The organism is Phaeodactylibacter xiamenensis, from assembly GCF_000759025.1.
GTDB lineage: Bacteria > Bacteroidota > Bacteroidia > Chitinophagales > Saprospiraceae > Phaeodactylibacter > Phaeodactylibacter xiamenensis.
In genome coordinates this window covers 32,074-47,774 of sequence record NZ_JPOS01000026.1, presented here as the reverse complement: position 1 = coordinate 47,774, position 15,701 = coordinate 32,074, and the positions used below count along the sequence as shown (strand labels likewise).

Annotated in this window: 13 protein-coding genes and 1 pseudogene; 8 read left to right on the top strand and 6 right to left on the bottom strand. The window is 49.9% G+C overall.

Features of this window, described 5'->3' with window-relative positions; all coding sequences use genetic code 11:
* The first annotated feature begins 302 nt into the window (after positions 1-302).
* Positions 303-710, top strand: a complete 408-nt coding sequence (locus IX84_RS11000) for a hypothetical protein (protein ID WP_044220158.1) — start codon at positions 303-305, stop codon at positions 708-710.
* A gap of 53 nt (positions 711-763) precedes the next feature.
* Positions 764-2,044 carry a transposase gene (locus IX84_RS10995; protein WP_052515752.1) on the top strand — a complete coding sequence of 427 codons (1,281 nt, stop codon included), beginning with the start codon at positions 764-766 and terminating at the stop codon, positions 2,042-2,044.
* Positions 2,045-2,604: 560 nt separating this feature from the next.
* Here the strand turns inward: IX84_RS10995 and IX84_RS10990 are convergent.
* Positions 2,605-3,951 (bottom strand): IS1182 family transposase, encoded by a 1,347-nt coding sequence (locus tag IX84_RS10990; RefSeq protein WP_044220157.1) that lies wholly within the window; start codon positions 3,949-3,951, stop codon positions 2,605-2,607.
* A 138-nt stretch (positions 3,952-4,089) separates the two neighbouring features.
* Here IX84_RS10990 and IX84_RS10985 point away from each other — a divergent pair.
* Positions 4,090-4,917: pseudogene (locus IX84_RS10985) on the top strand (IS30 family transposase); the annotation flags it as partial.
* Positions 4,918-5,014: 97 nt separating this feature from the next.
* Here the strand turns inward: IX84_RS10985 and IX84_RS10980 are convergent.
* Complete coding sequence (locus IX84_RS10980; RefSeq protein WP_044220151.1) at positions 5,015-5,713, bottom strand: TIGR02117 family protein; 699 nt, start codon at positions 5,711-5,713, stop codon at positions 5,015-5,017.
* Between the two features lie 166 nt (positions 5,714-5,879).
* Here IX84_RS10980 and IX84_RS10975 point away from each other — a divergent pair, with 166 nt between their 5' ends.
* Complete coding sequence (locus tag IX84_RS10975) at positions 5,880-8,291, top strand: glycoside hydrolase family 3 N-terminal domain-containing protein (protein ID WP_052515953.1); 2,412 nt, start codon at positions 5,880-5,882, stop codon at positions 8,289-8,291.
* 179 nt (positions 8,292-8,470) lie between these two features.
* Positions 8,471-9,424: an L-lactate dehydrogenase gene (locus IX84_RS10970; protein WP_044220150.1), complete on the top strand. Its 954-nt coding sequence runs from the start codon at positions 8,471-8,473 to the stop codon at positions 9,422-9,424.
* Between the two features lie 99 nt (positions 9,425-9,523).
* On the opposite strand, the gene IX84_RS10965 is transcribed toward IX84_RS10970, so the two are convergent.
* Complete coding sequence (locus tag IX84_RS10965) at positions 9,524-11,266, bottom strand: T9SS type A sorting domain-containing protein (protein WP_044220145.1); 1,743 nt, start codon at positions 11,264-11,266, stop codon at positions 9,524-9,526.
* Between the two features lie 182 nt (positions 11,267-11,448).
* On the opposite strand from IX84_RS10965, the gene IX84_RS10960 reads away from it, so the two are divergent.
* Positions 11,449-12,195 carry a hypothetical protein gene (locus IX84_RS10960; RefSeq protein ID WP_044220143.1) on the top strand — a complete coding sequence of 249 codons (747 nt, stop codon included), beginning with the start codon at positions 11,449-11,451 and terminating at the stop codon, positions 12,193-12,195.
* 132 nt (positions 12,196-12,327) lie between these two features.
* Here the strand turns inward: IX84_RS10960 and IX84_RS10955 are convergent, their stop codons facing one another.
* Positions 12,328-12,789 carry a GNAT family N-acetyltransferase gene (locus IX84_RS10955; RefSeq protein ID WP_044220140.1) on the bottom strand — a complete coding sequence of 154 codons (462 nt, stop codon included), beginning with the start codon at positions 12,787-12,789 and terminating at the stop codon, positions 12,328-12,330.
* A 60-nt stretch (positions 12,790-12,849) separates the two neighbouring features.
* Positions 12,850-13,206, bottom strand: coding sequence for a Rossmann-fold NAD(P)-binding domain-containing protein (locus tag IX84_RS10950; protein WP_052515949.1), 357 nt, complete (start codon positions 13,204-13,206; stop codon positions 12,850-12,852).
* Here IX84_RS10950 and IX84_RS32870 point away from each other — a divergent pair.
* Positions 13,193-13,501 (top strand): hypothetical protein, encoded by a 309-nt coding sequence (locus IX84_RS32870; RefSeq protein WP_152604999.1) that lies wholly within the window; start codon positions 13,193-13,195, stop codon positions 13,499-13,501. The two genes, IX84_RS10950 and IX84_RS32870, sit on opposite strands and share 14 nt — an antisense overlap.
* Before the next feature lie 332 nt (positions 13,502-13,833).
* Positions 13,834-15,198, top strand: coding sequence for a transposase (locus IX84_RS10945; protein ID WP_052515948.1), 1,365 nt, complete (start codon positions 13,834-13,836; stop codon positions 15,196-15,198).
* Between the two features lie 45 nt (positions 15,199-15,243).
* Here the strand turns inward: IX84_RS10945 and IX84_RS10940 are convergent, their stop codons facing one another.
* Positions 15,244-15,579 carry a hypothetical protein gene (locus tag IX84_RS10940; RefSeq protein WP_152604998.1) on the bottom strand — a complete coding sequence of 112 codons (336 nt, stop codon included), beginning with the start codon at positions 15,577-15,579 and terminating at the stop codon, positions 15,244-15,246.
* Positions 15,580-15,701: the final 122 nt, after the last annotated feature.

The window sequence follows — 15,701 nt, the reverse complement described above, 5'->3', positions numbered from 1 at the left end:
CAAACATACTATCTCAAAATCAAGGATTCCAGATCGCCAGTCTTCAGGATATAAGGGCTAGTGGTCAATGAGATCGAGATGAGTGGTCGTGTGTTTAGGTTAGATTACCATGGGTATGTGTCATCAAGCTGGATATAGCCATTTAAACAATGCCCAATATGCAAATTCTTTTAGCCCTCCAAAGCCAACGTTGACACTTAGGTCGATAAGCTTTAAAATACCCTCTGGAGGGGATAGTCAATACTATTTCACAACACTAAATTTGCAGATGTTAAAACTGTTGTTAATCTCAAATCACCAATATGAAAGGCGTATATCACCTTAGTGTTATTTTACTGGTAGCGTTCTCCGTACAATGGGGCTCTGCTCAATCCAGTTGGACATATACCGAATTTGCCAAGGTTGTCAATGGCTCAGGCACCTTATTTAAACTTGAATACGGTATAAAAAAGAATGGTTACAATGGTTATGTAAAGTGGCGTATTACAAACTTGTCTAATCAACCCGTGTATAATGTCAGCATTGCTGATAAAAAATATAAGCTGTCTAGCGGTGCAATTGTAAAACGCTCTGGAGAAAATATTACTTCTGTACTCCAACCAGGGGAATCGAAGACGACAATGGCTGATGCGGTCAATTCAGACGAAAATTATGGTTCTTGGTCTGATAAAAACGATAATCCGGTTACTTACCAGCGATTCTCGGTTTGAAATAAAATTTGGTTAAAAAGTCAAAAAATATTAAGCTGCATCCAAAAAGTTGGATGTTTGATTACTTGACAAAACAATTGGGCCAATTTTTTGGCCAGATTAAAGACCACAGGCGTTCAAATGCGAGCTATATGCTGGCCGACGTTTTAAAAGGTGCATTTGCCATGTTTTCGCTCAAATCGCCTTCGTTGCTGATGTTTCGGCAGAATTTCCAGTGTGAAGTTCGTAAGCATAACCTGCGCACGGTCTATGGTGTTGAGCAAATACCAGAAGACACGGCTCTTCGCGAAACTATTGACGGGGTTAATCCGACGCAATTGCATCCGGCCTTCCCTGTACTCATTGATGAGTTACGCAGCGAGGGCCTTTGGGAATCTCGTCAGGTTCTTGATGGTTATACCTCTATTAGCATCGACGGCACCGGCTATTTTTGCTCTGGTAAAAAGTCCTGTCCTCATTGTTTGGTTAAAACCCTACGCAACGGAGAAAAACGTTATTATCACCAGATGTTGGGTGCCGTACAAATGCATCCAGATGTAAAGACCGTTTTTCCTGTAGGCGGCGAAGCCATTGTCCGTCAAGATGGAGCCACTAAAAATGATTGCGAGCAAAATGCAGCAAAACGCCTTATTCCAAGAATATGCAAAGAGCTAAAGCAAGATAAATTGCTCTTTGTGCTGGATGGGCTTTATGCTACTGGCCCCATGGTTAAACTGATCAAAGAACATCAGGCCAGCTTTGTTATTGCCATCAAAGAGGGCTATGTCTTGGCCCAGGCTCAGCGCCTGGCTGAGCAAAATAAGCTGGAGCAACATTCCTGGTCAAACGGAAAAACGAAGAGCACCGTTCGATTTGTCAATGGCTTGATTCTCAATGGCCAGCATCAGGAACAATTGGTCAACTATGTGGAATACCAGCAAGTAGACATCAAAACGGGTAAAACCGTTTATGCCAATAGCTGGATTACAGATATTCCAATTACTAAAGCCAATGTCAAAGAGGTCGTAGCCGTAGGTCGTTCGCGGTGGAAAATTGAAAATGAAACTTTCAACACCTTGAAAAATCAAGGGTACCATCTGGAACATAACTATGGGCATGGTAAAAAATATCTGGCTACCAATTTTGCCCTACTCATGCTACTGGCGTTTTTGGTCGACCAAATTAGTCAGGCTTTGGATTTTGTTTTTCGAAAAGCCTGGCAAAAAAGTGGTTCCAAAAAGAACCTGTGGCAAAAAGTCCGACAAGTCTTTGATCTTATGCCTGCTTTGTCAATGAACGCTATTTATAAATTTATCGCAAAAGGACCTTCTTTAGATTTCCCTTTGCTAGAATAATATTCTAAACCGAGAATCGCTGGTTACTTACCTAGAGGTAGCAACTCCTATGATCCGTTTCGCCTTTGAGCGGTACGGCAATAAAGTGGGATGGAACACTGTCGGTTCGGTTCGTATGTAGGCAAGCGAAGAAAGAGGGAGTGGTCTGTGGGTGTTATTGAAAAGGAGTACCCATTAGAGCCTTCAGACCGCTCTTTTTTATGTGGGGATTCAGTCTGCTTTGCTATGGGTGAGTATGGGGACAGAACAAGGGTAGATAGCCCAAAAACCAGGCGGATTTGTTCCTAAGAATTCTGAGGGTATAGTTCTGTACCCTGTTTTGAATGTTACGCTGAATTGCATGTGCTTTCTTACCACTACTAGCAGCCTGTCGGAGAACTCCCTGACGCCCCTATATGCAAGCCTCTGGCAGCTCGGAGGTTCGGCCTGGTAGCCAAAGGACTTGAGCCGGCGCGCCAGGCAAGTTGGTTTCAACTTGGGCAGTTATTGAAGGCATGGAGACTGTCAAGCCTACAGGGGCTTCCCTCTTTGGTAATTAGCCCCGCTTTTGGAGCCTGTTCTTATGCGGTTGCCAGTACAAAAAGCCTTTTAAGGTTGAATGCGCTACAAACAAGAAGCCATTCGCCATTAATAGCTGCTTGGCCACTAAAAGAAAACCGGCGGAAGCCCATGATTTCCTTAATAATTCCGAATACGGGTTCTACTGTCATTTTCCGTAAGCGGTAAGTGGCACGCCCTATTTCCGTTTTGAGCTTATGGCTCATTTGCATTGAAGGGGTAGCTGGCTCGCCGGGCGGCTCCGGCTCTTGTTTAGCCAGTTGTTGATCTAGCCATTGGTTATGAGCCTGCTTTCCTACGGCTATATAGGCGTCTACTTCTCGCTGTTCACAACCTTGTACATTACCTTGGCTAAAGTATCCGTTATCAGCTGCGGCGGCGCCTACTTTTCCTAATACTGCAGGGATTGCATCCAGGACGGGAAGCAATTCCTGGGTATCTACACAATGGGCATTGGCAAAAGCGCCAACGATAAGCATTTGGCCGCTTACAGCCGCCTGGGCATTATAACATTGATCAAAGCCATCCGAAGTTTTCATAATCCTGGATTCAGGGTCAGTGAAGTTGTATTGATCCTTGCCCTGAGGCCCTTCTTTGGGGGCTTTAGGCACCTTGCCCTTGGTTTTCTTGCCGATTTGCTTCTCTTTTTCCTCGCGGGCCTTCATTTTGGCTTCGTATTCGGCCTGTTCCCGCTCGAAGCGTTCCTTAGCCCGCTGTTCAATCACTGCTTTGGCTGCCCGGATCTTTTCTATGCGATCCTCTCGCCGCTGTATCTCGGCCGGTATGTCCAATTCCTTGTCCTCTTGCATGTCCACCTGTTTGGATCTTTCCATCAAGCGTTCTGCTTCTTCTTTAAATTGCTGCTCCAGGCGTTCCATGTGTTCATAGCTCATCGCGCTGTGTTTGGATGCATTCGCCTGTATCTTTGTACCGTCTATGTTTACTTGCCCCACCTTCACAAAGCCCAGCGACTGGGCGATCATCAGGATCTGCACAAAGCAATTTCCTATTTGTTCCAGGAAACGCTTGCGAAAATCCGCCAGCGTGTCGTGATCCGGGTGAAGGTTGCCCGATATGAACCGAAACGCCACCGAGTCATAAGTGGCCTCTTCTATTTTCCGGGAGCTAAATACCCCGCTGGCATAACCATAGAACAGCAAGCCTAATAGCATCCGGGGGTCGTAGGGCGGCGGACCGGACGGCTTGTATTCTTGGTAAATGGCTGATAAGTCCAACTGCTCCAATATTTCAACCACAAACCGCGCTAAATGCTTTTCCGGAAGCCATTCGTCTATTGATGCCGGCATCAAATGCCGCTTCTTCCGGTCCGGGGTAAGGAACTTACGCATAGCAAAATCCAAAATTTAGCACTCAATTTATGCCCTTTATGCATTCATCGCTCTTGGAACCCCTGATTTTCGGCCAATCACTAGCAGCCTGTTCTCCGACAGGCTGCTAGTGGCAAAACAGGAGCCGCTCAGCGGGCGAAAAAAGTCATCCTATCTTTGGGTTGCAATACTCAAAATAAGATGGCACAATTAACGCTTGAGCAAAGATACAAAATAGAGGCTTGGCTGGAAGCCGGCAAATCCCAGGGGCAGATCGCGCAATTCATCGGTAAGGACAAATCCGTTGTTAGCCGCGAAATGGTCAGTACCGAGCGGATCTACCAATACATCTGGAAAGATAAGCGCAAGGGCAGTAAACTGTACCAGTACCTGCGCACCAAGGGCAAGAGATATGCTAAACGCGGGCACGCAAAAGGGCGCAGAGGGCAAATCCCAGGCAGGGTGGGCATTGAGCACCGCCCTGAGGCCGTTGACCTCAAAGAGCGCTTTGGCGACTTGGAAATTGACCTGGTAGTCGGCAAGGGGCACAAACAAGCCCTATTGACCATTAACGACAGGTCTACTGGTATGCTGTTCATGGACAAGGTAGTGTCGAAAGAGGCTGAACGAATTGAAGAGAAAACTGTGGAATTACTGCAGGATTGGATACCTTTAATACACACTATGACTTCGGACAACGGAAAGGAGTTTGCACGGCACCAGAATATCGCTGAAAAGCTCACTATTGACTTTTATTTCGCGCTGCCTTACCACAGCTGGCAGCGCGGCGCCAATGAAAACCTCAATGGGCTAGTCCGGCAGTATTTCCCGAAGAACATGGACTTTTCAACCATTGAAAAAGAACATATTCAGCAAGTCGTACAGACTTTAAATAACAGGCCCAGAAAGCGGTTTGGCTTTTTATCGCCTAACGAAATGTTGGCTCAAATTTTAGACCAACAGCTTGCTGTTGCATTTATTACTTGAATCCACGACTTGAATCCACGGTATAAAAAAGCACAGGACAACTTAAAATGAGATTTTTTTTATTGGTTAGCCGGATGACAATCAGGTATTGCATGCGTTAAGCCGGTAACGGTTCCGGCAGGGCTTTTTTGAGCTGGTAAAAGATTCCGGCGCCCCCGTGCGACCAGATGGGTGCCCGCACTCCAATCCTAATCAGCCCCCGGTTGATCCAGAAGTTACAAGTACCGAAGGCATGGTAGTAACCCCGGGCCTCGTAGAAGTTGTCATTAGCCGTGTAGCCTTTGCCCGGCAGGTGGACAACCTTGCCATCTTTCTCCTCAAAGTAGCTGCAAATATAGTCGCACAGCTGCAGGTACTGCGCATTACTCAGGTGAATGCGCTCCAGGCGTTTTTGGTCTTTGGGCAGTTCCGGGTGGGAAGTAATGTGCATGAGGGTAGGCGTAGGGATCAGCATGGCCCGTGCCGCCACGCTGGGCTTCAGGTTGGCCCATTCGTCGACCTCCAGGTAAAACCCGCGGTCGCCCCAGCCGATGCCGAGGTAGCTGTTTGCGGTGAAAGGTATTTCATAATGGCGGTCGTCCAAGACCTTTTTCCAATTAAAAATCGGAGAAATGCTGGGCACAATATAGTCTACGTGCACCCCATTGGACACCACAAAGATTTCCACGTCCCGCCTTACATTCCGGAACCGCCGGTTGACGGGAATGGTGAAGCACAGAAGGCCGATGAGGCTGTACAGGGCGACGAAAAGAAGAAACCCTAATACCGCCCACCCCAAAATGGTCAGTACCACCATGGCTTGATATTTTTTGCAAAGAAAAGCGGAATTCTGATGTACTGGGAGCGGGGGAGGCTAATTTTTTGTTAAGCTTTTCCCGGCTGACGGTAGCAAAATGCAGCAGAGTATGGTGGCAAAACCAATAGATTACGTAACTTTTCGCTTCAGTAATTTCTGAATGATTATGAAAAAGTGGCTCAAAATCCTATTGATCGGGCTGGGTAGCCTGCTCCTGCTTGCGCTTATGGCAGCACTGGGCGGGTGGCTCTATCTTCGTTCCAACTTTCTGTATTTCGAACAGGAGTATCCCGAGCTTGCAGCGCTGTCCACCCTTACGGTCAATGGCTATACTTTCGTGGACCGCAACAGCAACGGGGAGCTCGACCCCTACGAAGATGATCGTTTACCGCTGGAGACCCGGGCAGATGATCTCCTGGACAAAATGACTACAGAGGAAAAGATCCATCTGCTCAAAGGGTCAGGCATGGCATCCGGGCTTGGTTTAACCGAAGCAGGCGATGGCATTCCCGGCGCTGTGGGCACCATTGTACCGACGCCGCGCCTGGGGCTTCCTACCCTCTACCTGTCTGACGGACCTGCCGGTTTGAGGATTCAGCCTGTACGCGAAGGAGAAGACCGCACTTACTACTGTACGGCATTTCCGATTGCTACGATGCTGGCCTCCACCTGGAATACCGATCTGGTGCATCGTGTAGGAGAGGCGATGGGCAATGAAGCACTGGAATATGGCATTGATGTGATTTTGGGACCGGGAGCTAATATCCACCGCCATCCATTTTGCGGGCGCAATTTTGAGTATTACGCTGAAGACCCCCTACTGACCGGCAAAATGGGCGCGGCAATGGTCAACGGTATTGAGTCCAACGGCATAGGCACTTCAGTCAAGCATTTTGTCGCCAACAATCAGGAGACGGACCGCCACCTGAATAATGCCATCGTACCGGAGCGTGCGCTTCGGGAAATCTACCTGAAAGGTTTTGAGATCATTGTGAAGGAAGCCCAGCCCTGGACGATTATGTCTTCCTATAACCAGGTCAATGGCGCCTTCGCCTCCCAAAGCCCCTATTTGCTTACCGATGTACTTCGGGAGGACTGGGGCTTTGAAGGCATTGTAATGTCTGACTGGTTTGGCGGGCGCGATGCGGTGGCTCAAATAAAGGCTGGTAATGATTTGCTGGAGCCGGGCACCAAAAAGCAATGGAAAGCCCTGCAAAGGGGCTACGAAAATGGTGAACTGCCACAGGCTGCCATAGACAACGCCGCCCGGCGCATACTCAAACTCATCCTGCAATCACGGAAGATGGAAGGCTATGCTTACCAAAACAACCCTGACCTTGAAGCACACGCCAGCATTGCGAGACGGTCTGCAGCAGAAGGTATGGTCCTGCTCAGGAATGAAGGAGCCTTGCCTTTGCAACAGGAACAGGAAATTGCCCTTTTGGGGGTAACTTCCTATGACTTTATCGCTGGCGGCACGGGGTCGGGCGATGTCAATGAGGCCTATACTGTAGCATTGGAAGCCGGGCTGAAAGCAGCAGGTTTTGCTATCAATGCCACTGCCCGGCAGTGGTTTGAAGATCACAAGGCAGCACATACCGCTGAGTTTGTCAAACCAGAAGGCCTTCAGGCCATGACGCAGCCTTATGACCCACCCGAAATAGACTACACCGATACCCAGCTAGAAAAAGTAGCCGCAGAAGCCGATGTTGGAATCCTCACCATTGGGCGCAACAGTGGTGAAGGGGGAGACCGGGTGGAAGAAGACGACTTCCTTCTTTCCGCCCAGGAGCAATCGCTCCTCGAACGCGCCTGCAACGCTTTCCAGTCCGCTGATAAGCCCCTGATAGTGGTTCTTAATGTAGGTGGCGTCATTGAGACGGCCTCGTGGAAAAGCCGACCGGATGCTATTTTGCTGGCCTGGCAGGGCGGGCAGGAAGGCGGGCATGCCGCAGCTGACGTGCTGAGTGGCAGGGTTAACCCAAGTGGCAAGCTGCCGATGACCTTCCCGGTACAGCTATCTGATCATGCCTCTAATGCCAATTTCCCGCTAGAGGGAGAGCCCATTAATTTCCTTAACCTGCTGATGGGGGAAGCAATCAAGCCGAAAGCAGAACAAGTACGCAACCGGGACTTCACCCGCTACGAAGAAGGTATCTTTGTTGGCTACCGGCACTTTGACAAAGCGGGCCTCCAGGTGTCTTATCCTTTTGGCTACGGGCTTTCATATACTCAGTTTGCCTACAGTAATCTGGAAGTTGAAACAGGGGCAGACACCATCCTTGTGACGGTTGAAGTGCAAAATACTGGTGCACAGCCTGGGCAGGATGTAGTCCAGGTTTACGTATCCCGCCCTGAATCCGGGACAGAGCACCCCCCGCAGGAGCTAAAGGCTTTCGCCAAAACACCGGAACTGGAACCCGGAGCAACAACTATGCTTAAGTTCCATGTCCCGGTAGCAGATCTGCGGTATTGGGATGAACAACAGCGGAAGTGGACACTGCAAAACGGCATTTATCAGCTCAGAGTGGGCGCTTCTTCCAGAGATATCCGACTGGAAGCCAAGGTCGAATTGTAACAGAGGCCATACTACCCCAGGGGCATTCAGTAATACTATCGTATTTGGTTGTGCAAAAAGCGGGCTGCCACAGATGGAGTTGACTATAACCCCGGGTCCAGGCCAGCGATGTTTGCGCAGCATACCTGAACATTAGTGACGTTCCCTGGTTTTGTTTGCTTATACCTAAACCTAAGTATATGCCTACCCCATCTTCCCCCCGCAAGGTTGTTATCGTTGGTGCCGGTGCCGTTGGGGCTACCTTTGCCTACGCACTGGCACAAAGTGGTGCTGCCAGCAATATCTCTCTGATTGATCAAAACCAGAACCTGGCAGAGGGGCAAGTGGCCGACCTCTCTCACGGGCTGCCTTTCTACCCGTCTTTATCCATTGAAGTGGGAGATGCCACTGACTACAGCGATGCGAACGTCATTGTCATCACAGCGGGCAGCGCCCAGCGCTCCGGCGAGACCCGTCTGGATTTACTAAAGCGCAACGCCAGTATCATCGAGGGCATTATGGATGACATCATTGAGCAGCAGTCCCGCGCCATCGTAGTCATCGTCACCAATCCGGTGGATGTACTGACGCAGGTGGCGCTCAACCATTCGCGTTGGTCGCGCAGCCATATTTTTGGCTCCGGCACCGTACTGGACAGTGCCCGGTTCCGCTACTTCATCAGTCAGGAAATGGGGGTGGATGTCAAGAGCGTGCATGCCTATATTCTTGGCGAGCACGGCGACAGTGAATTCCCGGCCTGGTCGCTGACCAACCTGGGCGGCGTATCCATTCAACAATATGTACAGTCTAACGGGCTGCAGGAGCACTGGCCGGAACGTAGCCGCAGCATCTTCGAGGCGGTCAAAAACTCTGCCTACCACATTATCGACTACAAGGGCGCGACCAACTTTGCCGTCGGGCAGGCCCTCGTGCGCATTGTGAAAGCCATTCTGCGCGACAGCCACAGCATACTCACCGTTTCCGTTAAGCTGAAGGGAGAGTACGGCTTAAATGACATCTGCCTCAGCGTGCCCTGCCTGGTCTCCAAAGACGGCATTGAGAAAGTCCTCGTAGCCAACCTGAGCAAGGAGGAACAACAGGCGCTGCACCATTCTGCCTCTGTGCTGAAGCAGTCGATGGAAGGGCTGTTGTGAGACATCAGGCTCTGATGCAATCAAAATTTTTTAAATCCGGATTCCGGCGGCAGAGCTGTCCGGGCAAATTTCATGTAATAAAGAGTGTATGACTTACTCCTAACGGGACTTTATTATTTTTTTCGTCACGAACTGCCCGTCAACAATCAACTGTACAAACACCAATCCATCCGGTACTCCGGACAAGTCGATACGCTGGTTGACGATTGTGGCCTGCTTCAGGCAGCGCCCCTCAGCAGAGAATATCCGATACGCATTTCCCTCCAGGGATATGCCGTCAACCCATGCCGTGTTCCCGGCCGGGTTCGGATAAACGATAAATTCCGGTGCAGCCCGTTCTGCCCCTTTGACGGAAGTCAATCGGGGGAACCGCTGCAGCTTAACCAATGACCTTGACCCCGAATAATAAATACTGCCGTCTTCATCAATAACGTGGTTAACGCCCTGATCGTAGAGTGGGTCATCAGGAAAGTCTTCTTCAGGCCCCAGCGGAATGCTCAGTTCGAGGGCTCCATTCTCCCAGTTCAATCCGTAGTAGTAATAAATGCAGTCCGTTTCCTTCCCTGTTCCGTAGACTAAGTTGCTGCCAGAAGAATAGGCCAGCACGCCGTTCATATTGACGCTGCTATTGGTCCACTCCAGATTGAATGCATTAGCGGTAGTATCCCATCTGAATTTCGAGACCCCTTTGAAATTGTTGCAATCATAACCCAGAAAACCATTAAACTGGGCTATGGCGACATCATACCCATACGCAGTAGGGGAGTTTTCAATCGACTGAAATAAATTGCTAAAGGACTGTGCGTTGGGAATGGCAATGGAGTCGGCAAAACGAACCGGCATACCCGGAACCCCCGTCCATCCGGCAGGGAGGTCCCGCCAGAAAGCGACTAAGTTATTATTGGCATGGCCATCAGCAACGACGACGAGTTTGTCATTCCCTGCTCCCCAGCCGATCAAGGTGGGGGTGGTCCCGCTTCCGTATGCGAAGTTCCCGGTCGGTCCGTCATGCACAAAATCATAAGGGGCTTCCCACCCGATGACCAGTTCCGTACCATCCCATTCAAATGCAATCAGGCGGTGCGAAGTGACGATGTAGAAGGTGTTATTCTCGTCAACGGAAATAGAATTGTGGTTGATCCTTTCATTAGGCAGGCGGGCAAAGACCAAGGTGTCGAGCATATTGAAATCCTGGTCAATGACACCAGCGTAGGCTATGTTGTTGACTTCGTCTTCTTCTGAATACCAGATAATTTCGCCATTGTAATTAAGGTTGTACATATTCACCCGGTTAATCCCATAGTCTCCGAAGTCCAGCGTGTCCAACGCCACAATTGGCGAATACGGGTCCGTGGTATCCGCATCAGAAAATTTAAATAAGCGGGAGTAGCGGTTATCTGCCGGATCATAGGTGGGTTCGTAGGAGAACCAAATCCTGTTTTTGCTGAGCAGGTGATTATAGCCATTCGACGTCAGGGTATTGAAATCAAGCCGGAAGCTATCGACCGCTAACAGTGCTGTGCCATCATCAATGAATTTGAAAATATGCGTTGAGTTGGAGTAGAGAATGGTCCTGACTCCGCCGGGGTACTCCTCGGACAAATAGATCCATGGAGAGGTACCTCCCGTAATATCTCTTCTCATTCGGACGGCGACACTATCTTGTGGCAATACCCCTGTAATGCAGGTTGAGGCCTGCGCATAGCTGTTCCTGTGGTAAATGGGATAGGGGGAATCTGCCAGCCATGGATTCAGGGGCGGGTCATTGGGACAAAAGCTGGTTTGCGCATGTGCAGCCTCCATAAAGCAGAACAAAAAAAGGTAAAATACACTTGCTTTCATGCTTGATGATATTTGTGCCATTTGACATTCCCAGAGGAGTAGGGTTTAATCTTTGACCAGAGAGAAAGCAGATCAAAATTCAGATCGGCAGGACTGCGTACCTATGCCAAAAGTATGCTTAATTTTACTGTAAGATGTAAACAAAAAATTTGAAGACCACCTAACCTTTACGAACTATCCCAATGATTGCATTTCACCGGTTCTTAACCTTTTGGGCTACCCTTTTCCTGCTCAGCAGCTGTAGCCTGCCTTCTGCCACAGAAGCCAACCTCTCTTACCCCACCACACCCGCTTTAGAGGCTCCCGCAAATATTGATTGGAAAAAGCCTGGCCTTGCCAAAGAGCTGATCAACCTGAAGGAACAGGTCGTGTTGCTCAGCGGAGGTGCAAGGCCCATACCGCCTGAAGTGTGGAGTGAGATGAAAGTCCGTTATCCCTGGACAAAAAACATCGACCGGCATGTACTGATCGACCAAACTGCTTTATTGCGGTCGCCCAACGCACCGGTGAATTGCGAAGGGGAGAATTGCCTGATTTTCCGGGAATTCAAAGGGTATTCCTGGGTGGAACTTGCCAAGCCGCTTGCTGTGGATTTCATACCCTCCAAAACGGATATCCTCAGGCCGGAGCCCGGGCACCTTGTTGTGAAAACGATCAAAAAATGTCAGGTCCTGCGGTACGAAAAAGACCTGTACCAACTATCCGATAACCGTGGAAACGCCTACGCTATGCACGCTACGGAAAGCGGGCCGCCCAACCTGAATGCCCAGCTGCCCGAAGGGTTTACACTTCAGTACCTTACCCTCGATACGCCTCTTGTAATTACTCCCTTTGGCGAATCAGGCGACTGCTACTTCAATATTGTCGGAGACCACCTTGGGCAGGGCTACCATCAGTACCGGTACGCATCGGATCGGTACCCTGATTAGGCAGTTCCCAGGCGGAGCAGCTTTTGATGGTTGGGGGGCATCAGGGCTACACCATCTACCTCGTAATTAAGGAACGGTAAGCCCCACAGCGGTCAAAGTAGCCTTTTGAATGAATACGGATGCACCCATAACCTAGTACAAATGAAATTTCATCCCCTCATGAGAAGCCACAAAACCCAGGCGCTCATAAAACAGCAGGGCATCCGGCCGTTTCTTATCGGTAGTCAGCTGCAGGACGTGGGCTCCTTTTGCACGGGCCCGCTCTATCGCCCATTTCATCATGGTTTTGCCCAGGCCTGCTCCCCGGTGGTCTTTATGAATCCTGACCGCCTCGATCTGGGCGCGAATCCCTCCCTGATAGGTCAGATAAGGAATAAACGACAACTGTAGTGTGCCGATAACCTGCTCATTAAGCTCCACTACCACAAGCTCCTGATTGGGGTCCCGATCGATACGATTGAAGGCTTCATAATAAGCTTCCGGCAAGGGGTCACGATAGTCTTCGCGTTGCTGCCCAAGTTTATCATCGGCAAGCAGACGGACGATGGCGGCTACGTCTATGCGGGTTGCGCTTCGGAAAACAGGCTGGTCCATAAGGATAAGGAGTTGGTTGGCAAGGCTGAAAATAACCCTTCAGCCTTGCATTTCCACGTATTAAACCGATTGTGGGACAGTTTCCCCCCAAATCCCACTTGCCGCAGTTTTTTGCGCATAAGCGGTAAAGTCGGTCGCCCGGCACCCGAGCACGCGCTCCACATCGCGGGTGACGTCCTGATTGGCCGGTACACTGAGCACTTCGCGGAAAAGGTAGTCGATCAGCCACACGTAGTCGCCGGGCAGGCCCGCAGCCTCCATCGATGCCTTATAGTCCTGTAGGGAAACCGCCCGGTAAACGATGGACTTGCCGGTAGCTGCTTCAATCTCCCGGACCGCGGCCCGGAAGGTTATTGCCCGTGGACCGGTAATTTCATAGGTTTGTCCGTTATGGGCATTAGCAATGAAAAAATTCACATTAGTAGATGCAGATATTTCTACTGTAAAAGAGCATGATGGAGCGAATAATTCTGCAAATCGCCTCAAGCAACTTTCAAAAGCAGGAACAGTAGTGCTTGCATTAGCACTTGGCAGTACTACACTGACCGGCTGTTTCTCTGATCCTGTTAACTGTACTGACTCCGACGTAGGGGCGGACCCATATGTGTATGATCTTGGACCTAATGAAGATCCTTATGATTTTGGTGGAGATACAGATACTGGGTCAGGCGACCCTGTTGGAAGCGGAAGGAGCTGTGTTGACTCTGATTGATCTTCCATTGACAGGCAAAGGTTTTCCAAATTAGATTTAGAATTTAGTGCGCCTGTCCACCCAAGTCTGTTAACGGAGCCTCCATTTTAACAGATTTCTATTGCTTTATCGTCTTTTCAATTTTCCAACTTTAAGAGGTTAGCAATCGTCGATTTATATATCACGGTTCCTTGCTGACACTTATATAGGGTATACCCTGAAATTAAAGCCACATCAAGACTGTAGAGGGGTGGAAGTATTAAAAAGGGCATGAAAAACCCGGAAAAAGCCAAAAAAGGCGTATTTTCCGGGTCGAACTTTGTTTTGCGTTCACAATATAACCCAATTTTGTTTTGCAGTTACAATTTTTCCGTTCCAATTTGGGGCACATCCACCACAGCCTGGTTTTTCAGCGCACCCGCCTTGGGCAGTTGCATAGCACGCTGCCAATAGCTGAGCTGGCAGTATTGCTGCCGGAGCCCCAAAATAGCACAGGCGCCAAGCCTTGGTTTGACAATTACGGCAAGGTCGCCTTGCAATTCCTCAAGGCCTATGAAGGCTGCAGCGACGCTAAGCTGCTGGAGCATATCAATACAAACTGGTCGATGCAGCTGTTTTGTGGCATCCGCCTTGGCAAGAGCGAATGGATCAAGGACAAAGACATTATCTGGAAAGCCCGCAGCTACGTGGCTAAACACCTCACCATAGAACAGGCACAGCCAATACTGGGCAGGCATTGGCAGCCCTGGATGGGCGACCTGAGCCGTGGCATGTGCGACGCGACTTGTTATGAATCCTACATCCGCTACCCGACAGACGTAAAACTGCTATGGCAGAGCGCTGAATGGCTGCATGAGCGCATTGCCCTGATATCGAAGGAGCTGGGGCAGCCCCGCCCGCGCAGCAAGTATAACGAACAGCGCAAAAAGCAAATGGCTTATTCGCGCCGCCGGCGCAAGCCCTATGAGCTAGAGCGCCGGCGCCGTCGGCAGCTGCTGCACTTGTGCGCTAAACTGCTGGGGCAGCTGGCTATGCTCTTTGAGCAGTACCGTGCGGCGGGCCAGCGGGAGCTGTGCGATGAGGCTGTCATGGAGCGCTACGGCACAATTGCTCAGGTCTATGCCCAGCAGCAGTGGCACTATGACAACCCTGGCGAGCCTGTACCTGATCGGATCGTAAGCCTGCACAAGCCATACATCCGGCCGATCGTGCGGGGCAAGGAGAACAGCCGCACAGAGTTCGGTGCCAAGGTAAACACCTGGCAGGCCGGCGGGCTGAACTTCATAGAGCACTTCAGCTTCGAAGCTTTCCATGAAGGGGTTAGGCTCAAAGAAGCCATTGCCTTCCACCGCAAGCATTTTGGGCAATTGGACAGGCTGGCTGCAGACGCAATATATGCCACGAACAGCAACCGCTCGTACTGCTCGGAAGAGGGCATCAGCACAAGCTTCAAGCCTAAAGGCCGCCGCACATCGGATGCGCAGCTGCGCAAGGAAGAAGACCAGCAGCGGGCGCAGCTTGGCAAAGCGCGGTCTACAGAACTGGAAGGGAGCTATGGCAATGACAAAAACCACTACGGCTTGCGCAAGATCAAAGCCCGCAATGAGCATACCGAAACAATATGGATCTTCTTTGGGATGATGACGGCTAATGCGATGAAGGTGGCAAGGCGCAAGCATAAAAAGCTCAGCCGCAGCAGGAAAGCCCGCGCAGCCTAGGGCAACAGTAGAATCAAGCCAAAGCTGGACAAGATAACCTGCATTCTAAGGAAGTAGCCTGAGGATGCACTCAACCTCTTGGACGCTGACATGAAAAAACAGCCAAAAGGCAATGCCCGGCCCCACAAATGGTACAGCCGCGCCAAAAAAATCTCCAGCCAGCCTTGACAACAAGGTCAAAGCAACCAAATTTTGTTCTGATCGGGGTTCCCGAAAGTAATTTTCAGGGTAGACCCTATTTAGTTTGTCTCGCAACGCAGTAATACGATCGGTGAGCTCCTTATTACTTCTCTTAAGGCGTTCTATTTGAGAGTTCAGTGAATTAATTTTTGTCAAATCCTGATATTTATCCCAGCTTCCCAGATCATTCAGTTCCTTCATAAGCAAGTACAACTCTATGAGCCCTTTTAATTCATACCCCCATTGATAACCTCCGGTTTTGATCCTTGTTTGTTTGATGACCCCTCTTGGGTCCATTACCCGAACGACCAATACGCCTACCC